Below are 22310 nucleotides of genomic sequence, written 5' to 3'. Positions count from 1 at the left end.
TCCACCGCAGCCGACTCACCCTCATCACCACCACCGAGGACAACACCACCACCGGCGCCATCAGCGCCTAACCACACAACGACGAAGGACCAACCGTCGTACACCACTCCATGGGACTTGACCCCCGGATCTGCGGGCTGATCTGCCGGGAAGCACAGCGCTCAGACCGAGGCTTAGGTCCGAGCGCTCGAGTCTTACGCTGAACACTTGGAATACGGCCGAGCTGCAGATTGCTCGCCGGACAAGCGCACCGACCGATGCCCTTCCGATTCAACGATGGCGCCGCCGTCAGCTCAGCTGACTTACTGGGAGCCAATCGTGACCGCTCCGCCAGCGCGTTACACCATCACGCGACGCCGTCTAGCTGGAGATCTCGAGGGACGAGAGTCAAGCGTCGACGACAGCGATCCTTGATCCGGTCATGCTGGACCTGTAGATAGCTTGAACTGTGGCAAGAGCGGCTATGGCATCTTCCGGACCTGCCGGTGGGGGTCCGCCATCGAGAATGGCTCGTACGTATTCGGACAAGAACACGGACTGACAGTCATCCTGCCGCCCCGGGACCACATGCCAGGTGCGAGCAGCATAGTCCTTCCAGTCCTCCCGGACGTAGAATCGCAACGGGCCGACGCCATACGCGTCAGGCAGATTCAGTCGGCCGCGCGTTCCCTCGATTTCGATTACTTCCTCGTCTGCTGCGCCTGGGCTATGTGCCGCGGCAGCCAGTGTGGCGATAGCGCCGTTCGACATCATCAGCGAGGCTGAGGCAGTGTCCTCCACATCGACAGGCGCGGCCAATGTCGCGACTTCGGCGCTCGCCCGTCGAAACGAGAGTCCTGTGATGTGCCGGACCAGGTCGATCTGGTGGATCGAGTTCATCAACACCACCCCACCACCTGCCGACTCTCTCCGAGACCTCCACGAGTCGACCACGGCGCCTCGCGGCCCGGACAGCCAGTAGCTATCGGTCTTGTCGATGACCGTCCGGATACGAATAGCGGTGATGTCCCCAATCGCGCCGGCTTCGACGAGATCGCGCGCCTTTAGCACTGCGGCTGAAGAACGGAGCTCGAAGTTCACACCAGCAACGAGGCCACGCGCGGAGGCCATATCCCTCAGTTCCACCAGCGCAGGAACGTCCAGGGCCATGGGCTTCTCGACAAGTACGTGCTTGCCCGCTAGAAGCGCCTTCTGTGCAGTGGTCGCCAGGAGGTTGTGCGGCAGAGCGACGTAAACCACATCAACTCCGGCATCCTCGATCAGAGAGTCGATCGTGGGCCGGATGACTCCGCCGTGATTCTGCACAAGCCCGGTCGCATGCTCCGGCATCCGGTCCTGGGCGGCGGCGACGGCCACCTCAGGCACCCTGCTGATGGCGGCGCACAAGTCATTGGCAGCGCCACCGCACCCGATGATTCCGACACCAAGCGAATGTCCCATGCCGACTCCGGTCCCTGTGACCTAAAGATAATACAACTTATGATCATAGGGCCTGGCTGGCAACCTCGTCCACAGGGGCGCAGGATGGCCCGGGTTGCGACGGTCGACAGATGCGACAGGCTGGTCCGCCGTCAGGTAGCTGCTTCGTACGCCGGAACGTCCAGCGCCCACGGCACCAAGACAGACAGGACGACTGATCATGTCAACGCCGTTGCCGCGACTGACCTCGTGCCCAGCATCCAACATCGCCAACTGGCGACTCCCCTAACCGCGCATTACGCAGCTGCGCGGTACCAAGCCGGCCGATGGGCCGGAGCTGGCCTAGCGGAGGCCGGTGATGGCCAGCGGTCCTCGGGCGTCGGGTCGGTATTGCTGGACCGGACTAGCGACAACGGGCGCAGACTGTGCGACTCGGCCCGGCATCCGGCTCCCTCGCTCGACGACAAGGCAGCCGTACCGCGCCGCGTCATGCCGAGCGACCAGCGAGCGGAGGTGCACGTAGGCTGCGGCCTGGTGGGTTGTGATGCGAATTCGCGCCCAGGTCAATCCACATGCCTTCCCCTCCACACGCGCATTCGCAATGGCATTCCGAGGACCACTGTGTGGACCTGGCGGCGTTTCCGCACAGGAAGGTGAGGGTGAGGTCGATGCGTTCGATCTCACCCTTCCAACTGTTGGTGGCGGCGTGGTCGCGGCGCTGAACCAGGTCGGCTTCGAGTTTCGTCCAGACGCGGAAGCATCTTCGAGTTGAGCGTGAGCATCGGCAGCGGATGCAGGTTTGCTCATCGGAGCGGGAGCCTTCGGGGCCACCGCAGCGGCGCCGATGTGGTTAGAGGGCCAAAGTTGGCCCAGGCGCGGGCCCGCGACCTTCAGCTCAGCGCGGCGCGGATCAGTGCGTTCATCTCGGCCGGGCGCTCCAGCGACGGCAGGTGGCCGGCCCACGCGAGCTCGGTGTAGTCGACCTTCGGCAAGTTAGCGGCGAGGTGAGCTCCACAGTCGTGGAAGTACTGCAGGTCGTGTGCCCCGGTGAACAACTTCACCGGTGTACTGACCGCGGCGAGATCGACCTCGTACTCCTCGTTTTCGATGTCATCCCCAGCGGCAAGCTGCAGTTCGAAAGCACGCCGTTGCATGGCGAATACCAGCTCCTGCGCCTTGTCATCGGCGTCCGGGCCGAGCCAGGTATGCACGTTCAACGCGGTGGCGCCGTCGACGTCACCAGCCTCCAGCAGATCGTCTTCAGCAGCGCCGAACGCCCGCTGGTCATCGGTCCGATCAACCCCGTCGACCGGCGGCGCCATCAGCACGAGCCGGCTAAACCGCTCAGGCCGCCGAGTCGCCGCCTGCAGCGCGACGTATCCGCCGTACGACGCTGCGACCATCGCGGCTGTCTCGATCGCCAGCTCGTCGAGCAGGTCCAGCACGTCACCTGCATCTGAATACTTCGTTCCAATTGCCAGCGGCGTCTCGCCGTACCCGCGCAAGTCGAGCGTAATCACCCGGTGATCCACCCGCAGGTCCTCCACCAGTTGCGCCCACATCCGAGCATCTCCGACGCCCGCATGCACCAGCACCACCACGGGCCCTTCGCCGACAACCCAATGAGAAACAGTCATGCCTGGAGCGTGACTGCCAGAGCCCATACCCCGCAAGTCCTTTAAGCACCGAACCGGATCACTGTGAACGCTTCGGCGAACGGTTCCCGCCGAAGCCGCCCTTGCCTGCAGCTAGCCCCGAATACGAGTACGGACCTTCGTCCAGACGACTTCCAGCGACCAAGGTCATCAAAACAACTCCAACCCATCCGCCCCGGTACGATCGCAGTGTAGTAACAGGCTTTCGATGCACTAGCCTCGGTCGGCGACCTGGGAGCTCAAGAAGATGTTTCCGGCTGTTGAGTTGTTGGGCTCGGGCGTGCTTGTCCCCGAGGAACGACAAGGTCAGTTTGATGCTTCCGATCCCACCGAGCCAATTGTCGGCTTGGGCTCGTTGCGAGAGGTCGATGAGATCGCCTCTAGTTCGCCCAGTCGGGCGAGCATCCTCGGGGCGACACGGAGCATGGGCAGCGGACGTAGGCGTGCTCATGGGCGCGTGTAGCTCCCCAGGGCCGACTGCAGTTGCCGAGCTCAACTTTGCGGTTGTCGAAGGATCTCGAATCCAGTCCATCCTTCGTCGGTGGCGCTTCGGTATTCGTCGGGTGGGTCGTTGAGCGCGCCGTCGTTCGAGAAAGCCTTGGTGGTGGCGGATGAGGCCTTAGTTGTGTTGACGCCTTAGGTGGCGAGAGCCGCGGGAGTCGTGCGTGGTGAAGGTGATCTCTGCAAAGCGTGGGTGAATCGCAATGAGGCCTTCGCAGCGTGCGGCGAGCATGCGGCTGATCACCATCATCGTCAGCACCGCCCGCGGGAACCGATCTTGCGCTGGAACAGATGCGGCAAGGGCTCGCTCCAGACCTGTTCGTCTGGGTCGATGCATCTGATGGCAGGGATAGTGCTTTGGTCGCGGCGGATGCGGCGGATGCGGCGGATGCGGCGATGGTCGCGAATAGCTCAGTGGACATTGGGGTGATGCGCTCGCAGTTTGTTTGGACCGATCACCAGAAGTGAGACGACCTTGCGGTTCGGAAGTCGGTACGGCCGGATACTGACAGAGCTCAGCTCGGTGAGTTCTTCGACACGGACGCCGGAGTATCGCAATGTCGGGATGACGGCCCAGTCCCAAATGGTTCGTTCCTCATAGGCATCGACGCTGAGGACCTAGTTGGTCGAGAGGTTCTGAAAACGGGCCGGCTGGATTCCGGTGACTCGTTCGCGCCGCTGATCGTGGGCAGTGTCCATCCGGTGATAGCGGACTCCGGCGTAGGTGAATTCCTCGCCAGCGCTGGGTGCTTGTGCTGTGGTGAACAACCGGCGGGGTGCTGATGGCGGTCATCGATGTGGCCGACCAGGAGCCCGAGCAGTGGTTCCCGTTGCCGGGCCCGGTTTGCGGTCTGTTTGCTGGCTCGGCGATTCTCACCGCGGGAGTGCTCTTTGACCTCGGTTTGGCGGATGTGGCAGGGCACCTCCCACCGTGCCCAGCATTCGGGTTGACCGTGGGCCCAATGTTGCAGGTCGAGGTAGAGGGACCAGGACGCGGTCCAAGCCGGAATGGCGGACCAAATCCCGACCAAAACCAGATCTCCTTGTATTGCAAGTACAAGCCGCGTGATCATGGGCAGCAGATGCGGTCGCCAACTCATGATCACACGGCGGTCTGTCGGGCTACGAGGCCGGCTCGGCCGCAGGCACCGTGTACGCGATGCTCAGCTTCGTGCTCGGTCCCTTGCCCATGGTGTTGATGGTGTACTCGTGCGTTGTGTCCTCGCCGTCGTTGCAGAAGTACTCCATCGACAGAGTGTGAACCGTGGGAAACCTTCCGCGTTTCCCGGCCCGCCCGCCGTGGCTCTCGAAGTAGTTCGGTTCGTCATCGGAGAAGGCGACCTGATCCGCGCCGAGCACCTTCCAAGACAGCTGAATATCGACGGCAGCCTGGGCGGGCGTTGTGGCTGTCGCAGCGACCTCACACTTCGGTTCCCGGGTCACCCGAAAGTAGACAATCCGCGCCGCTGAAGTACTGGTATGTGCGGTCGGCACCTTCGGCGCCGGCGTCACCTTTACCCTCACCGTCTGCGTTGTGGTGGCGGTCGGTCCAGGCGGCACGGTCTGCGTCGTGGTCGCCGTCGGTCCAGGTGGTGCGCTCTGTATCGTGACAACGGGTGGAGTGGGCGCGTTAGGTGAGACGGTCGTTGGAAACGAGATAGTCCGCTCCGTCGGCGTAGCATCTTTCGCATCCACTGTGTCGGTCCCTGGCCAGAGTAGAACCCCCAGGAACACGAGGACTAGGCCACTCGCAATTCCAGCCGAGGTCCACAAGACCGGACGTCCGAACCGCTCCACAGCACGCCTCCCGAGTTCGTCGATAACGCCCGATTTTCCACGGCGCTGCTGAAGGCACACTGAAACTCGACCAGCTCGAGAGTCCGTTGACGGTCCCAGTACGAAATGCCGCTAGCCGCCGACCTCAGCGTGGGCAGAGTCCGCGATATGCCAGGTTCGCTCGGTCCGGCCTCGTTTGGCCCAAGTGATGTCGGCAGTGGCAGTCTCACTGTTGTGGCAGAGGGTCCTGCTCCCGTCCGGGTTGAGAAGTGGGACCGTGACAGTCTGTCCTGGCGGTTGGGTGACGACGACGTCGAGCTCGTGGTCGCCGATGCGGCCGTGAATGCGCCAGGTGGGCAGGGAGATGTCGGCCCGCAACCTCCGTGCCGCCAGCAACGTGTCCCCGTTGGGATGCTCCTCGCCGTCCAGCCGGAGCTTGAGCAGAGGAAGTGGACGGAGGCCACGCATGAAGGGTGCCGAGGCAACGGCTGCGACTACCTCGAGGACGTCACCGTTACCGAGGTCGGCGTGTAACCAAGCCCATCGTTTGGCATTGCCTCGACGATAGATGTGCGCGGTAGCACCGGGTGCTTGATCGATCGCGATCTCCTTCTTCCCCACCGTAATGATTCCGGTGTAGTGGGCTACCGGTGCCGGCACGATCTGAGCTGCAGGCAAGATCTCCCGCCGCCAAGCCCAGGTCGGAAAGGTGAACAACGGGGCTCCACCACCATGCATTCGCAGATCCCAAGCAAGGTCTTCGGCCACTCCGGCCAGATGCGTCTTGGTGACCTCCACCGGCCCGGCTTTGAATGTCTTGGCGGGATCCGGCGCCCACTCGACCGGACCGAACCGGCGATGGACCGGCTCACTCCTGGATCGGAACACGGCGGCCAGGCCATGGGCGTACGCTGGCGAACCATCGGTCGGCGCCATCAGTTCGTGGTGCAGCCAGAACCCAGTGCCTGTTGCCGGGTCGGTAAGGGTGGTGTACCAGACCTCCAGCCGGCCCGGTTGACCACGCCACCGTGAAGCCATCAGATCGGACATCTCCGCAGTACCTGCCCTCTTTTGATCGCTGTCGTTCGTGGAGCGCCTTCCCTGATCTCGCTCATGCCTGGCGAACTCGCGCCAGCCCGTCGACGACCTTCCAACTCGCCGCGAGCCTGGCTGTCGATTCCGGGTCCCGGCGATCCGCGACGAAGTACCAGTCCATCTGACACCGATCCGGCCGGATGTCGAGTACGCCGAAACCGTGGCGGTCGAGTTCCGCCCACTTGATGTGCCAGTTGCTGGCACGAATGAGATCGACCAGGTAAGGAGATATGGAGCCCGGGCGCACATCCAGGATGTCATCGATGTTGTCGCTGGTCACCGACGGGATCACGAACTCGACCGCGGTCGGAGCCAGTGCAGTGTTCCTCGTCGTGAGCTCGCTCGCCCAGGAGCTATGGATATCACCGGTGAGGAACACGACGTTGTCGATCTGGTTGCCACGCAAGTAGTCGACGAGTTCGTCGCGGTCGGCGTTGTAGCCGTCCCACTGGTCGATGTTGTATGCCAGGCCGTTGCTGGGTATGCCGAGCAGTTTCGCGATCGGACCCAGCAACCAGGCTGGCAGGGACCCGACGTCCAGGCGGGAGATCATCACGGAGTTGCCAATCAATTTCCAGCTGGCCGTCGAGCTTGTCAGGCCGCTCTTCAGCCAGCTCATCTGGGCGTCGCCGGTGATGGTCCGGGTGGGGTCGTCTGTCGCGGTGCCTGAGGCTTGCTGGGACCTGTACGACCGCAGGTCCAGCATCGTGAGATCGGCAAGGGTGCCGAACTGCAGCCTCCGATAGATCTGGCCTGCAGCGTCCAGCCGAACCGGCATCCACTCCGCGTAGGCCTGGCGGGCAGCCGCGGACCGCTGCGCCCACGGGCCTTCGGTGGCCGGCGTGTGGTTCTGAGCACCGCCGGCCCAGGCATCGTTACTGAACTCGTGATCGTCCCACACCATCACCCATGGAACGGTTGCATGCAACAGTTGGGCATCTGGGTCGGTCTTGTACTGCGCGTGCCGGGTCCGATAGTCCGCTAGCGTGACGACTTCGTTCGGTGGCTTGCACAGTCGTACCGGTCGACCACGATTGGCATACTCTCCGGTGCCGTATTCATAGATGTAATCGCCGAGGTGGATGATCAGGTCGAGATCGCCGCGCTGGGCTAGATGCCGATAGGAGGAGAAGTACCCGGCCTCCCAGTTACTGCACGAAACTACTCCGAAGCGCAGGTGATCTACCGACATCGTGGCGGCGGGTGCGGTCCTGGTTCGTCCGGTCGAAGACGCGGTCCCGTTCAGCAGGAACCTGTACCAATAGGTGGTCGTCGGCTGCAGGCCACGGACGTCGACCTTGACCGTGTGATCTTCTGATGGACCCGTGGTCACAGTTCCAGCGGCGACCACATTGACGAAGGCAGCATCGGAGGCCAGCTGCCATCCGACTACGACTATCGGTCCGAGGCCGGAGCCCGGCTGGGACTCTGGAGTAGGCGTCACCCGGGTCCAGAGCAGGATGCCGGTTGGGAGAGGGTCACCTGAGGCGACACCGTGGGCGAACGGCGCAGCGGCGGACGATCCGCTCGCGTGGAGTGCCGAGACTGCACTTGATCCGACTATGGCGGCGCCTGCGGCGCCGAGGACGGTGCGACGGCGAACAGTCATGATGTGAGCTCCTGATTGAGGCCAGTACTGAGGGGGCGGACCGAGACTCCGGAAGCAGCGAGGCGTTCATGCACGAAAGGTGCGGCCCGTTCGGCAAGTGCGGCAACAGTGAGCGAAGGGTTGACGCAAAGGGTCGTCGGTACAGCCGCCGCGTCCGTAACGAACAGCCCTGGATGACCGCGCAATTCGTGTCGGCTGTCCAACGCAGACGTCTCCGGGTCGTCCCCGATCCGGCAGGAGCCGAGCGGATGCGCGGTCACCACTCCGCCGGCTTCCTCGTGCCACGGGGTCACGGTCGCGAGCCCGTCACGCTCCATGACGGCTTTGAGTTCGGCATCAGCGAGTGCCCAACCGAGCCTGGTGTCCGGTGACGGCCGATAGGACATGCTGCCGAGTGCCAACGCCGGCGCGATCCTGGTGAAACTGCCTACCGGCGGGGGGAGCCCGAAGGATCCTTCGTTTTCATCCTCGGTCATCGCCAGGATCGTCAGCCACGACCGCCACCGCTGACGCATCTGCTTCTTGCTCGGCCCCCACCATCCTGGAGCAGCGCCCAAGAGGTTGGTCATCGGCGGGAAGTAGATCTGCTGCAGGGCGAAACGCTCGAACTCAGGTCGGCTGCCGTCCAACCGGTCGAATGTCATCGCTGTGATCGCTTTGCCGACAGGGAAGGCATCGTAGCCAGATCCCGCGCTGGTCGAGAGCCGCAGTACATTCCTGACCCGGTCGTCGTTCATGACGGCCACGCTCACCCGATCACCGTTCCCCGAGAAGTACCGACCAACAGCTCGCGGCATCGATCCGAGCAGCACCGCGGACCGTTGCAGGATGATAGGAGTTCCTACGGCACCGGCGGCGAGGACGACGACCTTTGCCTCCATGCACTCGGTGGCGGCCACTAAGCCGTCCGTGTCGTACCGCAGCGCGGTGACCCGATAGCGGAAGTTCGGGGTCAGGGCCGGGGAGATCATCTGTACTTCGTGCAGTGGCCGGATCTGAGCACCGGCGGCCTCGGCAGCAGGCAGATAGTTGTGCAGAAGTGAGCGTTTGGCATCGAAGACACACCCCGACAACATCCAGTTGCAGTTGGTGCACCGCTCGAGATCCACGGCTACCGGCACGGGGTTGCATGTACGACCGGCACGCGCGCAGGCTGCGGCGAACACGCCACCGGCGTACGAGACGTCAGTCCAGGCCTGCTGGGCTACTGGTAGAGCTGCCTCAACTCGGTCGTACCAGGGATCGAGGGCGGCGCGGCTGATAGCGGCTGGCCATAGTCGTTGCCCTTGGCCACCATGGCGATCGAAGACGAAGCTTGGGGCCCGCAAGGACGCTGCGAAATACACGACGCTGGAACCGCCGACGCAGTTGCCGGCCAGCACCGTGATCCCGTCTCCGATGATCGTGTCGATGGTCCGGGTGTAGGAACCGATGGCCATGTCCTGGGCGAACTGACTCGTGTTTAGTCGTGGTCCTCGCTCCAGAATGACGACCCGGGCCCCGGCGGCTGCGCAATGATAGGCAGGGATGGCACCGCCGAAGCCGCTGCCGATCACGACGACGTCGACGGTCTCGACCGTCATGACGGACTCCCGCCGGTGGTGGTACCAGGATGGGCAGCTGCCAGTTGGCGGCCGTAGGAGAAGCGCTCGAAACGCCAACGCCCGTCGGCATTCGGCGGCGGGAACCTCAAGAATTTCAGTCCCGGGTGCCCGTTGCGGATGGCCTCGGCGGTCTGCAGGTGCGCGGCCGAGTCGAAGGCGATCGACGCCAGTACTGCTAGCAGGATCCAGATCAATCTGTCTGATCGGCTGGTCCGGAACAAGCTGGGCAGGAAGGCCGTTCGTTGAGCGAATGTGAGACCGGCCATCGGCGGCACGCCCCAGGGCAGCAAGATCAGCCGGCCCGCCGCGTAGGCTGCAGCGGCCATGTTGAGAACAACGGCCAACTCGGGAAGCGCCCAGCACAGTTTCACCCGCGAATCGCGCAGTAACTGGAGGTATCCGACGTCGGCGCCCCCCGGGCCTGCGGCCGCACCGGCCACCGCGACATCACCTGGAAACCGCTTGGCGCCTGGAATAAGAGTGTCGGCAAAGGCCTCCAACGTCACCGTAGTGACGGAATCGTCAGCCACGACCGCGGCTTGCGGGGCGACAGTCAACCTCGGCAGAGCAATCGCCGCCAGCAATCCACCGATCACAGTGCGGCGGTCCATCTCAGCACCACCAAGAGGTAGGCATGCTGATGGTGAGGCCGGTCTCGCCACCTTGCGAGCCGTAACGGGAGAGCGCGTCCGCCAAGGCGGGGAATCTCGGCCGGAGGGCCTGCACGACGTCACCGACCCCGGCCGTTACGCCGTTGATCCGGAAATGCTGCAACAGCATGCCGGCGGCACCGGAATGCTTGTCGAACCAGTAGTTTCCGTCCCACGCGACATACGGGACGTCGCCTTGGTGGGTTTGTACACTCCAGTGATCAATCTGCCAGTACCTGCAGGTCGGTATGGCGACCGCCACGCGGAACGGCTCGGCCAACAGGAACGCCGCGGCTCCACCGTTGTCGATGGTGATGTCCCGCTTGAGATACTCCACACACAAAGGGTTCTCGGCGTAGATCCACCACGGCGGAATGATGCCCTCGCCGTACTGATGCCACTGGCATAGCGAGCCGAAGGCAGGGTCGTGATAAGCGTTTGCCGTTTGCCGAGCGGAGGCCGACGCAGGCAGGACCGACATCAGAATCGCAAGGATTGCAGCAAGAATGACCGGCTTCCAACGCATGACGCCTCCACAGATCTGACAGCGATGAACAGAGCAGGAGTAGGTCGCGGATGATGCAAGAAGTCCGATGAGCGACCGTGGACCGATGTTGGCTGACCACTGATGGCGCAGCAAGGCACCATTCGGCTCAAGCTGGTCTCAACAGTCTCAACAGTCTCAGCTGCCGTTGTCACGCAGGTACGCGTGACCGGTCATAGCTTCGCCGAGTCGATGGAAGTCGGTCGCACGGCTCGTAGCTCGTGGCCAGGAATCGAGCGATGGTGTCGTGTGCCTTCCCCGGTCGACGAGAAGCCGACCACCGGTCGTAGCCTTGCCGCGTGCGGCGTTTGGAGCAGGGTGGCCTGGCGCGACAACCCGCAACAGGTACTGGGCTGATTCGGCGCGATTTGACGTCGTCGAGCCATATGCCTTTGCAAGGCTCAGCGGTACTTCGTCACTGGTAGAAGCACATGGTCGGCCGTAGCTCGCCCAATCCCGGCTGTCGAACCTGCCGTTCTCGGTGCACCACATTGTCGCTATCACATCTATTGGTGTAACAGTGGGCTCTCGGCGACAGCGGCCCGCTGAGCCGGTCCAACAGGGCTCCAGTCCTGCGGCTAGCCCAACGTAAGCACGACAATGCCGCAGCGATCCAGTCACCGATCGCGGTGCCGATCTACGACCGTACTGCTACTCGTTTCGTGACCAGTTACCCCTCCCGTGTCAGATCACTGCGGGCACACGCCGCCGGTCACTGGACAGATCGTGATTTCGTACGGCGGGTGCGGAATATCATACTTGCGAATGAATTCCAAGGTCGGCGGGTAGTTAGTCATCAGGAAGCGCGCGAAAACCAAGATAGTCACTCGGGCCGCGCCGGCATTACGTAGGCGCACAGCCGCTCCTTGGGTGTGACCGCCGGTTACCCACGTGTCGTCGATAAGAACAACGTGGTGCCCGGTGAGGTCATAGTTGCACTGATAGAACGCTGGATTCGGCTCGCGGCGCTGGTTGCTGTCAGATGGAAGGTCATGCGCAGGACTCAACTGGATTCGGTGCCAGTTCAGCGGGAACAGCTCCGCGAACTTTTCCATTGGGTGCTGACCAACCCGGCCGTTTAGCGAGGGCACAACAGCTAGGCAGGTGACTGGGTGTCCGGTGAACCTGTCAATGCAGGAATGGTGAGCACCGACGAACACTGCCGCGAGCAACGCGAGCCTTCGCTGCGCCGCCTCAAATGACACTGGGTCCTTGTATTTATACATGTCGGTATAGGCCTGGTAGCCTTGGACCGCATACGTGAGTGGTACCACCAGGTCCGACGTCAGGTAACTGGGCGACCCTGGATTTCCCGACAACTCAAAGCGGCTACGGTGTCCACGACACTTGACACACAACTGATGTCCAGCGTCGACCTCACGAGTGCATATTACGCACGTGACACCTATTATCCGCAGCGGGTTGGTCATCACGCTGGCGATCTCGCGGCGGTACCCGACGAGCTGCGGATCAGTCACTTGGCGAGGTCCGCCAATAGGTCGTCTAGTCGCCGCGGGCGCTGGAGCACTCCGTCGATCGCCGAGATCGCGGCGTCGACGTCGCCAATGACCTGAACGTCGTACGCCGATCGGGCCAGCTCGCGACCCCATTCAGTCGAGGTAGCGACGCTGCGCGTTAGGATCAGCGGCCGACCATGCGCGACTGCCTGACGAGCCTGGATCCGTGCTCCGGACTGCTCTCCGGCCGCTACGATCAAAGTACACATCCCGTATGCCGACATCGTTGCGTTCCGCATTGGGAACGACGACCTGGTTGGGCCGCTACCGGGCCAGAACTGCGATAACACAAGGCCTTCGCGCTCTATGCTCTGCTGCAGGTCCTTGTTCACCGCTGGAAATACTTGATCGATCCCCGTACCGATAACCGCCACGGTCCGACCGCCGGCCTCCAGCGCCGCCCGATGCGCGGCAGTGTCGATGCCCTCAGCAAGACCGGATACGACTGCTGTCCCCCTCCTCACGAGCGCTGTTGCCACGGCACCGGCAAATCGCAACGCCTCCGGCGACGCCTTGCGCGACCCCACGATGCAGGCGCCCTGCTCCGTCTCGCCACGAGCAGCGAGGCGACCGCGCGCGAACAGCACAGCCGGTACGTCGTGGACCTCACGCAACTGGGGCGGAAAATCGTCGTCGAACAGCGTCAGCACCCGCGCCACCTCGCTCCAGGCGCGCAGATCCCGCTGGGCGGCCTCTAAGAGCGCCACTACTGGGTCGGGATCCAGCAGCGTCTGAGGGTGCTCACGGTGCAGCACACCGAGCGCCCCTAGCTCGCGGACCTCATTCACCACCGCCCGCCACGATTTGCGCGCCTCGGTGTGGCGTAACAGCGCTACCAGCGCCAGCACCTCGCCATTGTCCACCCGGCTCACCACCTCTCCTATGACGGACGATACCGGGATCAGGAGCTCTGCCCCAGCAATCGCCGCTACACTCTGTGCCGTTTCATGACGGGCATCCCCCAAGAGTAGCTAAACTATCTCACACATTCGAACATGTGTTCCCTTGAGCTCAAGCGTCACTTTCGGCTCCGCGAAGGCAACCTGCGTTTTGGACGGTGGACGCGACGAGGCAAGGCTGCGGTCCAGGGTCGGTGGGTGAGTGGTTCGAGTGGACTCGCGGCGGGGTGACTGAGGCGCGTCGGCGCCTCCAACTGGCGCAAGGTTGGCTCGAGAGGACCGCGAGACCCTGATCTCCCGGGCATCCTCCGGCTTCCGCCGCGTCGCAAGGTATGAATCTGTTGAGCTCCTCCTGCATCTGGAAGTCCGGAGATGACGAAGCCAGTGGCGTTAGTGCGGACAGAGATCTGGCTGTGAAGGTGATTTCCGCGCCGAGGTCCGCGGTGACGAAGACGCTTTTCGGCAAGCTATTCGATGACTTTGCCCGCGGCGTCTATAACCACGCATTCCGGCTGATCGGTGACTGGTCGCCGCCCCGAGGACGCGTTGTCGCTGGCACTCCTCGAGGGCCAGCGGCTCGTGCCAAGGCTGATCCCTAGCTGACGCAACCCGATCGGCCGGCGCTGCTTGGCCAATCGTTACAAACTGCTTGGACCTTATCGCGGTCTGTTACCTCACCCAGTCGCGGCCCGCCGCAGCACAATACTCCACCTCAGCGCCGATTCAGCCTTGATACAGAGATGACGGAGACGATCAGCCGTGGTGCACACTCGTCCTCGCACCTCGTTACTAGCGGCTGGTCGAAAGGGTGCACCTCATGTTGGATTCGAGCCCGGACGCTGGTCGCCCGGTCGGCGCGGATTCGTTCCTCCTGGCTGATATCGCGCATGCAGCACTCGATCGCGCCGGCAGTCAGCTGTGGACAGTACGCTCGGCCGAGGCCTGGTGCTACATCACACCAGCCGCGTATGCGATGCGGCCACACGGCTGGAAGATCCATGTGTCGGCCACGCCACTATCAGCTCCGCTGGTCCTTGCTCGTTCCATCGCAGAGATCGTGCGACTGAACGGTGCATTCAAGTTCGCTACAGACATTCGGCGAGTTATCGAGTTGAACCGTGATTGGTACAGCCGGGGCGGCAGCGGAAAGTTCATTACCGTCTATCCCCAAGATGACGAACATTTCAGGGTGCTGGCCGAGGCCCTCCACTCGGCAACGTCAGGCCTTCCTGGACCAGCAATTCTGTCGGACCGGCCGTATCAGCCCGGCAGCATCGTTCAATATCGCTACGGAACTTTCAAAGCTCGCACGGTCTTCACGGAGGACGGTGTCTTCGAGACTATGATGAGCCGTCCGGATGGCACGTTGGTACACGACGAGCGGACACCTTGGTTCTCCCCGCCGCCCTGGGCGCAGGCACCGCCGGGTTATGAGTCAGTTGAGCCGGATGTCGAGCAGGGACCGATCCTTCTCGCTGATCGCTACCGAGTTCACGAGGCGATCCGGCACGCAAATAAGGGAGGAGTCTACCGCGCGGCGGACATCCGAGATGGCACCGAGGTGATCATCAAACAGGCGCGAGCTCATGTCGGTGGAACGCTTGATGGTTGCGACGTTCGCGATCGCCTGCGCCGAGAGGCGGACATTCTGGACAACTTGAAACACCTTGAGATCGTTCCGGCCAAACTGGCGTTGTTCGAGGACGAAGGTGATCTCATGCTCGTTCAGACATGTGTCCCCGGCGTCCCCTTGAATGTGTGGAGCTCGAAGAACATCGCCGCGGGCCGAGCGAGCGCTGGTGATGTACTGGCTATTGTCAGGGCGCTAGTCTCAGCGCTACGGCTTTTGCACGACGCAGGTTATGTCATACGCGATCTGAAGCCAGCGAACCTGATAGTGACACCAGAGAACAAGGTGTACATCATTGATGTCGAGTATATCGTCTCGCGGGGGCAGATAGTAGCCCCTGGCACTGGAACCCGCGGCTTCATCGCCCCTGAATGCATCAGAAACGCCCAACGTACGGCGCCAATTTCGGCAGACCCAGGCGCCGATTGTTTCAGCTTGGGGATCACCCTGTTCAGTGCTCTCACCGGATTGGCGCCTACGCCGATGTCGGGAGGACGAGGCGAGCCGGGGTCTGCGTCCGAGCGACGTGACGTGCTCAACGACATCTCTCGCGTGTACCACGGTGTCGATGTCTTCGCTGACATGATTGTTGGGCTCACGGAACCCGACCCGGAGATGCGCTGGACACTCGATCAGGCTGATCGCTTCCTCGCGCGAGTCTCCAGTGTCGACACAGCCGGCCCGATCTCATCCGCCTTGCCTAATACGCCCGACGACGCCTTTATAAGGCCAGAACGTCTGGATCAAATCGTCACTACCGCGTTTTCGAACCTGATGCGGACCATGACCACAGGCAGCTCCACCCTTTGGCCCATGAACAGGGAGCCGGGTGGGGAACGCGATAGATGTGGCGCATGGCACGGAGCCGCTGGTGTACTCGCGAGCCTGACCTTGGCCGCCAGAGTGGGTGTTGGAGGTGATGAACTGCGTGACACGGTCGCTGCCGCCAGTAAGTGGATCGGCGAACGCGCCTTCGATGTACCTCGCTTCCTGCCCGGGCTCGGCTTCGGCCGCAGCGGCACAGCATGGGCTCTGTTCGATGCCTCGGCATTTCTTGGCGACGACGAACTCGGCACTACTGCATTGCAATTAGCGAAGAGACTTCCTACCAGGGGACCGATCGCAGACGTCACGCACGGGTTGTCCGGTGCCGGCCTCACCCATATCCATCTCTGGCAAATGACAGGTGACACCCAACTCCTCGAAGGCGCGTGTGCAGCCGCAGCTGCGGTCATCAGCGCAGCCCGGCGACGCGGTGATGACTGGATCTGGCCAACGCCTTCAATTGTGAACTCAAAGCTCGCCGGCAACTCGACATATGGCTTCGCGCATGGGATTGCAGGAGTCGGCACCTTTCTGGTGTCCGCCGCTCAGGCAGCTGGCGCCCGGTCAGAATCCTTCTTGGAGGCGGCATCCGGCGCGGGCGATACTCTGCTTCGCGCTGCGACCAGCAACGACGGATCGATCGCTTGGCCGACTGCGATCGACGGTGATCTCTTCAGGGCCGGGGGCGAGTGGTGCGGCGGGCGTGCCGGGATCGGGACGTTCTTGATCCGTCTGTGGGACGTAACCCAGGACGGGCGCTACGCCACGGCCGCACAAGAATGCGCGGAATCGGTCACTCGGAATCCCTGGTCGCTGACAGCCGGGGCCTGCTGTGGCCTCGCAGGTGTCGGCCACTTCCTGATGGACATGGCGGAGTTCACTGCCGACCAGACTTACATGCAGCAGGCGAACCGGATCGCTTGGATCATAGATACTACCCATGACCTCGGAGGCGAGGGCCATCTCGGGGGCAGGTTCGCGAGCGACCTGAGCTACGGCTGGGGTTCGGCGGGCGTACTTGGTTTTCTGCTCAGGCTTCGCCATGGAGGTCCGGCGATGTGGCTACCCGAATGGCCAGTTCGTCGCGACAAGCAAGTCTAGGCAGTAGCCAGGTACGGCTGCCCTACCTTAACTCCACAGTCCCCGAACGAGAGAGGGGTGGCCTGGCGGGCTCCGCCAGGCCACCCCTCTCTCGCATTGTTCGATCCGATCAGGCGTACGTCGCGGTGCCGATCGATGTGTCCGTAGGACGGCATGGGGTGCCCGACTCATACGGAGCACAGGTGTTCGCCGTCGGCGAATCGGACTCATACCGGCACCGGGCCGACTCTGGACGCGGCTGCGCTTCAGCAAGCATCTGCAGCGCTCGAACGTTCGACATTCCTTGCTCCTGCCTTCTCAAAGGGTGCGGCATTCGCCGCGACACTGAGCGCCATGCTGTACACGAGCGCTGAAGTGGCGCTGATCACGCGCGAGAGTCTCATCGAAAGCCGCGCACGATGTTCGCGGTACAGGCCGACGTCAGGGGCGCCTCAGCGTCGGCGTCCATGATTCGAATCATCCGTTCTCCCCTGCCATGCCACTGCGGCGTACGAAGACGGCCGGGCGACGCCGGTATGTGCTCCCTCGACCGTACAAACCAACAGGAGTGGTGATGACCGATCCGCTTTTTGGTTCCGGTCTTCGCATGGACGGACAGTGGAAACATCATCAGTTGGCTGCGTCAAAGGTCGGCCTCTGGGAGGCTGTCCGGTCCCTTCCTCCTCTGCTCCGCTTCGCGCTGCGCCTGGCATGGGACGCCGATCGGCGATCCTTTCTGCTGTCCACATTTGCGCAACTCGCTCAAGCAGCCGGCGGAGCTGCGGGCGTGCTGGCATTCAACCGTGTCTTCGCCGCACTGCTCGCTCCATCGTCCCTTGAAGCGAAGACACAAGCCGCCCTACCGGCGCTGCTCGTCATCGGCCTGGTTGCGTTCTGTGGATCCATCACCCGCGCCATCTCTACGGCCGCCGGCAGCATCTTGGCTTCGAGAGTGCAGAGGCTGACTGAGGAACGGTTGCTTGAACGGGTCGCCGGGGTAGAACTGGCCATTCTCGAGGACAGCCAGTTTCGACGGTCACTCGATGGCGCATATCTTGGCGTGCGAGCAACCGAGCAGCTGGTCGCCTCACTTTTGTCTGCACTGACGGCGACGACCGGAGCCGTGACCATCCTTGGCACCATCGGGGTATTGCACCCCCTGCTGATTCCTCTGTTAATGCTCGGCGTCGCTCCGCAATCTTGGAAGGCAGTGACAGTTGCGCGATGGGAATACGCCTCAACCATCAGATCCATGGACCAGGTCAGGCAGAAAAACATCCTCATCGATCTACTCACTGACGACGGCGCTCCTGCAGAGGAAATCCGAGTCCACGGCTTGGGCGACTTCCTGCTTCAGCACTACCGACGTCTCGCAGGCACATTGGAACTGGAGCGATCCCGGTTGTCGAGGGCACAGGCCAGAGTCGGCGTCCTTGCCGATGCAGGTGCCGGAGTTGGCCGTGTGCTGGCCTTCGCCGCCCTGCTGGGTCTTCTCCTCGCTGGGGCAATACCACTGCCTGCCGTAGCCACGGCTGTCCTAGCGATGACGAAGGTGTCGTCACAACTGTCGTTACTGCTTCTGCAGTTCAATGGGCTGTACAAGCATGGTCTTCTAGTAGGCGACTACCGCGCATGCATGACTCGCGCAGAGCACGTCGCGATTCCCTATGGGGGGCGGGACGCTCCCCGTAGGCCTGGCTCCATCCGGCTGTCGGGAGTTCACTTCACCTACCCTGGTAGTGATGCGGCTGCTTTGGAGGCTGTCGACCTTGAGCTACGCCGGGGCCAGGTGGTCGCACTGGTTGGTGCAAACGGCAGCGGGAAGTCCACTCTGGCAAAGCTGATCGCCGGACTTCATCAACCAAATCGTGGGTTGATCACATGGGACGGGCAGGCTGTCGCCGACATAGATCGGCGGAGCTTGTTCTCGCGTGTGGGTTGGGTGGCACAAGACTTCCAGCGGTGGCCTTTCACAGCACGCGCCAATACCACGATGGGACGGCCTGACGCGGCTGACGACAACATCCGGCTCGAGAAGGCCGCCCGATTCGCCGGCGCAACCGCAGTGGTAGAAGGGCTTCCCGATGGATGGGGGACCTTACTCGCCCGAGAGTTCCAAGGTGGGACCGAGCTGTCAGGAGGGCAGTGGCAGCGGATCGCACTGGCGCGGGCGCACTTTCGGAATGCCGACATCCTGATCTGCGATGAACCGACGGCTGCCTTGGACCCGATAACTGAGGTCGAGGCCTTCGATCGGCTGATGGCGCTAGCGGGCGAAGGGCAGACGGTGCTCCTCATCACCCATCGGCTGGGTTCGATTCGGCACGCTGACCGGATCTACGTCCTGGACCACGGCCGAATGATCGAGTCCGGAACCTACGATGAACTGATGGCTTTGGGCGGCCAGTTCGCACGCATGTATCTGACACAGATGGATCAGTATCAGCCGATCGACCAGTCCAACCTGGATCTCGGAATCGACGTTGCACCGGCTGGCCCGGTGGATCGATCGCCGGGTCGATGACTCGGCCGACTGTACCCCCGGGCCGGATGATCAGCCGCCACGATCAGCAGCCGCCCGTCGCCCCAGCCGGGCCGAACTACTTCAGCACGGGTATATTGCGGCGTGGGGCGGGCTCGTATAGCCGCGGGTCGCGAGATGGTCAGCGCGTCGCCTGGCCTAAGTCTGAGGCAGAGTTACATCGTCGCGGCCGACACTTGTCTACGACACCAGGCGCCCAGCTCTGGCGCGGGAGCAGCACGGACGACTTGTCGGTCGGCTCCCACACGATCGCCGACTATGAACCAGCCCCATCGGGTTGGACTCCTCGATATCGCATCGCGGTGCCGGAATCAGCTAGCCGTCCGCTAGTCCTCGAGTCGAACTCCCCTCGCCGGTCTTCTTGGGTGAGGTAAAGAGCGCTGTACGACAGGCGACGAGCGTTGGATGATCTGCGGTGACCACACCGTCAAGTACCTGGACGGCGCGCTTCAGGCATGCTCGACCGTCATCACGTCGCCTCGATGCCAAGTAGGCCTTGGCGAGATTGTGAAGAGTAATCGCCAACTCCGGATGTGTCATGCCACAAGCCAGCTCCTTGATGCGCAAGGCGCTCTCCAGCTCTTGCATGGCATCGTCGAGTCTGCCAGAGCGCAAGTACAACGATCCGAGATTGTGCCTGGCGATTCCGACCTCGTAGTGATCGGGACCGAACGATGCTTCAGAATCCTGGATGGTTCGAAGGAGGATCTCGGCCGCCTCCGTTCCGTTGCCGGCATCGATCAGGATCGCAGCAAGTGCTGCCCTATCAGCTGCCAGCGCCGAAGGATCCAGCTGTGAGGAACCTTCCGTTCTCGAACGGATACCGGCACGAGCAAGTCGCTCCGCCTCTGCCACGTCGCCTCGAGCATGAGCAAGACCTGCCAAGTTGTGGAGCAGCACCGCGGAGGCTACTTCAGTGCCCGCCGCTTCGCCGGCTTGAACTATTCGCAGTGCTCGGCGATAGGCGTCCTCAGCCATCACGAAATCTCCCGAATACTTCCCAAGTATGCCAATTTGGTTCAGGACAGGCATCAACTCGGCGCTGTTCGGGCCGAACGCTTGCTCAGCGTCTGAGAGCACATCACGTCCGTACGCGGCTGCCTCCCTGTATCGGCCGCTGATACGAAGTTCCGCGATTCGACCGCAGGCGGGAGCCCAGTCTCGATCAAACATGCGACTCTCTTTCATGCTCCGGATCGTCAACGGCGGGCCGCACCAGTACTCGGAGTCTCCTCACGAAGAGGAGCGACACAGCACATCCGACGATGAGGGTCGCGAAGAGAACGGTCGACGATCCAAGAGATAGGGTGAATCCCGTCAGCAGTGGGCCAAGGGTGAAGCCAGCCGTAAATGCGACAGTGAGCGCACCGCTGTAGCGGCCCTCGAGACCAGCGACCGCAAGCCCCGCGCCGAGCGGCTGGATACCGATGGCTATGAACAGCTCGCCAACGGCGAAGAGTCCTGCAGCACTGACGAACGTCACGACTTGCACCCACCCGGCCTGATGGCTGGACGACCAGAAGACCGTCCAGGTCACGATGAAGGTGACGCATAAGGCCCTCAGCGCGTCAGTACGTCGTCGCCGTGCGAACAGCCGTGCGATCGGCAACTGTCCGAGAACGACCAGTACGGTGTTGAGGACGTAGGCAAGACTCACATATCTGGGATCCAATCCTAAGTCGGATGCGTACGCCGGCAAGATGATGCGCAACTGCCCGAACGCAACGGCAGACAGAACGCAGGTAACAACAAGCAGTCTCAAGAAGGTCGTGTCGGCGAGAACTCGCCGATACCCACCGGATGCAGATCCTGGCGCGGTTTTTGCCGGAACGGCACCCGGTCGGCTGCGTCTGCCAGATCGTGCCAGTATGGCCCCCGCACCGAGGAAACTGATGGAGTCCGCCACGAACAGAATCTCGTAGTTGCCCGTTGCGATCGAGCCCGTCAGGCCGCCGAGCGCTAGACCGACGTTGAGCGCGATGTTGCGCAGACTGTACAGCGTGGCGTGTTGACCGCCGCCACTGATCTGGGCGAGCAGCGCTGTTTCCGCAGGCCATGCAATGGACACCCCAAACCCGACCAACGCACAGGCGGTGATCGGCTGCCAGACGTAAGCAGGCGACACCAACCCGATGCAAGCGAATGCCGAAATGATGTAGCCGCCGGCTAACGGCCAGGATGGCCCGAGCCTGTCGGTCAGGTAGCCACCAAGAGGGTTTCCAGCCAGGCTGATCAGTGGACCGATCGCGACGGCGGCGCCTGCTAAGGCAAGTGAGTAGTGACGCTCGTTGTGCAGGTAGATCACGAGCAGCGGACTGGTCATTCCCGATCCGATGGCGGACACCACAACAGCCATCACCACGCGGACGGTACCTCGCGGCAGTGGCTGCCTGAACATAATGGCCTCGTTCTCTTTATCGGTTACGGGGAACACCTCCGGCCACAGGAGGCCTGACCGCGCCGCAGGTCTGTTCGTTCCTGCGGCGCAGCCAGGCCAACCTGGCTACATGACGCCAGACATCGCCATATAGACCAATCAGCCGGCCAGCACCTCGTTGTGGTTCATCGCGTCCACCTCGACCAGCACCTCGTTGTGGTTCATCGCGTCCACCTCGACCAGCACCTCGTTGTGGTTGTGGTTCATCGCGTCCACCTCGACCAGCACCTCGTTGTGGTTCATCGCGTCCACCTCGACCAGCACCTCGTTGTGGTTCATCGCGTCCACCTCGACCAGCACCTCGTTGTGGTTCATCGCATTCATCCTTTGCTAAGCCGGCCGATTCGACCGGTTGATGGTGCCGCAATTTCGCAACCAGTGCGAAATCCGGCAGGAATCGCGGCGCCGGTCTATGGACTCTCGACCGGGCCGTCGGGCTGCAGCGTTGCGTCCGGACCTTGAGTCCATCTGGAATGGCACTGAAATTCACTCTTGATCTGCAGCGAATTGGCAGACGCGACTAGACC

The 22310-nt window shown here is 62.6% G+C and carries 16 protein-coding genes; 3 read left to right on the top strand and 13 right to left on the bottom strand.

The features are described 5' to 3' along the window. Nucleotides 1-387 precede the first annotated feature (387 nt). Together ABD768_RS42615 and ABD768_RS42610 are read right to left on the bottom strand one after the other, a co-directional pair. Nucleotides 388-1440 carry a Gfo/Idh/MocA family protein gene (locus ABD768_RS42615; protein WP_344850642.1) on the bottom strand — a complete coding sequence of 351 codons (1053 nt, stop codon included), beginning with the start codon at nucleotides 1438-1440 and terminating at the stop codon, nucleotides 388-390. A gap of 869 nt (nucleotides 1441-2309) precedes the next feature. Further along, entirely contained in the window at nucleotides 2310-3056 is a 747-nt protein-coding gene (locus tag ABD768_RS42610) for an alpha/beta fold hydrolase (RefSeq protein WP_344850641.1), read from the bottom strand. Nucleotides 3057-3866: 810 nt separating this feature from the next. On the opposite strand from ABD768_RS42610, the gene ABD768_RS42605 reads away from it, so the two are divergent. Beyond that, nucleotides 3867-4043: a hypothetical protein gene (locus tag ABD768_RS42605; RefSeq protein WP_344850640.1), complete on the top strand. Its 177-nt coding sequence runs from the start codon at nucleotides 3867-3869 to the stop codon at nucleotides 4041-4043. 654 nt (nucleotides 4044-4697) lie between these two features. Here ABD768_RS42605 and ABD768_RS42600 read toward each other — a convergent pair. The 8 genes from ABD768_RS42600 to ABD768_RS42565 all read right to left on the bottom strand — a co-directional run bounded on the left by ABD768_RS42600 (nucleotide 4698) and on the right by ABD768_RS42565 (nucleotide 13242). After that, complete coding sequence (locus tag ABD768_RS42600) at nucleotides 4698-4823, bottom strand: hypothetical protein (protein WP_344850638.1); 126 nt, start codon at nucleotides 4821-4823, stop codon at nucleotides 4698-4700. Nucleotides 4824-5483: 660 nt separating this feature from the next. Beyond that, complete coding sequence (locus ABD768_RS42595; RefSeq protein WP_344850636.1) at nucleotides 5484-6401, bottom strand: hypothetical protein; 918 nt, start codon at nucleotides 6399-6401, stop codon at nucleotides 5484-5486. 61 nt (nucleotides 6402-6462) lie between these two features. Further along, nucleotides 6463-8055 (bottom strand): alkaline phosphatase D family protein, encoded by a 1593-nt coding sequence (locus tag ABD768_RS42590; RefSeq protein WP_344850634.1) that lies wholly within the window; start codon nucleotides 8053-8055, stop codon nucleotides 6463-6465. Then, the gene (locus ABD768_RS42585) at nucleotides 8052-9638 is read right to left on the bottom strand and encodes an FAD-dependent oxidoreductase (RefSeq protein WP_344850631.1); all 1587 of its coding nucleotides are present in this window, start codon (nucleotides 9636-9638) and stop codon (nucleotides 8052-8054) included. The genes ABD768_RS42590 and ABD768_RS42585 overlap by 4 nt, the downstream gene beginning before the upstream one ends. After that, on the bottom strand, nucleotides 9635-10270 hold the full coding sequence (locus ABD768_RS42580) for a DUF5987 family protein (RefSeq protein WP_344850628.1): 636 nt from the start codon (nucleotides 10268-10270) through the stop codon (nucleotides 9635-9637). The genes ABD768_RS42585 and ABD768_RS42580 overlap by 4 nt, the downstream gene beginning before the upstream one ends. Nucleotide 10271: 1 nt before the next feature. Then, nucleotides 10272-10835: a hypothetical protein gene (locus ABD768_RS42575; RefSeq protein WP_344850626.1), complete on the bottom strand. Its 564-nt coding sequence runs from the start codon at nucleotides 10833-10835 to the stop codon at nucleotides 10272-10274. Between the two features lie 707 nt (nucleotides 10836-11542). Next, nucleotides 11543-11908, bottom strand: coding sequence for a phosphoribosyltransferase (locus ABD768_RS42570; protein ID WP_344850625.1), 366 nt, complete (start codon nucleotides 11906-11908; stop codon nucleotides 11543-11545). A 419-nt stretch (nucleotides 11909-12327) separates the two neighbouring features. Continuing rightward, complete coding sequence (locus tag ABD768_RS42565) at nucleotides 12328-13242, bottom strand: DNA-processing protein DprA (RefSeq protein ID WP_344850623.1); 915 nt, start codon at nucleotides 13240-13242, stop codon at nucleotides 12328-12330. An 844-nt stretch (nucleotides 13243-14086) separates the two neighbouring features. Between ABD768_RS42565 and lanL the strand changes: the two genes are divergently transcribed. Further along, on the top strand, nucleotides 14087-16825 hold the full coding sequence (gene lanL, locus ABD768_RS42560; RefSeq protein WP_344850621.1) for a class IV lanthionine synthetase LanL: 2739 nt from the start codon (nucleotides 14087-14089) through the stop codon (nucleotides 16823-16825). A 553-nt stretch (nucleotides 16826-17378) separates the two neighbouring features. Further along, the gene (locus ABD768_RS42555) at nucleotides 17379-19328 is read left to right on the top strand and encodes an ABC transporter ATP-binding protein (RefSeq protein ID WP_344850619.1); all 1950 of its coding nucleotides are present in this window, start codon (nucleotides 17379-17381) and stop codon (nucleotides 19326-19328) included. 333 nt (nucleotides 19329-19661) lie between these two features. Here ABD768_RS42555 and ABD768_RS42550 read toward each other — a convergent pair whose 3' ends face one another. The 3 genes from ABD768_RS42550 to ABD768_RS42540 form a co-directional block, all read right to left on the bottom strand. Further along, entirely contained in the window at nucleotides 19662-20534 is an 873-nt protein-coding gene (locus ABD768_RS42550) for a tetratricopeptide repeat protein (RefSeq protein ID WP_344850617.1), read from the bottom strand. After that, nucleotides 20512-21702 (bottom strand): MFS transporter, encoded by a 1191-nt coding sequence (locus ABD768_RS42545; RefSeq protein WP_344850644.1) that lies wholly within the window; start codon nucleotides 21700-21702, stop codon nucleotides 20512-20514. The genes ABD768_RS42550 and ABD768_RS42545 overlap by 23 nt, the downstream gene beginning before the upstream one ends. A 180-nt stretch (nucleotides 21703-21882) precedes the next feature. Next, nucleotides 21883-22098: a hypothetical protein gene (locus tag ABD768_RS42540; RefSeq protein WP_344850615.1), complete on the bottom strand. Its 216-nt coding sequence runs from the start codon at nucleotides 22096-22098 to the stop codon at nucleotides 21883-21885. Nucleotides 22099-22310: the final 212 nt, after the last annotated feature.

Source organism: Kribbella ginsengisoli (genome assembly GCF_039537185.1).
Taxonomy (GTDB): Bacteria; Actinomycetota; Actinomycetes; order Propionibacteriales; family Kribbellaceae; genus Kribbella; species Kribbella koreensis.
Note: the sequence above shows the minus strand (reverse complement) of the source record. Positions and strands in the feature narration are given on the sequence as shown.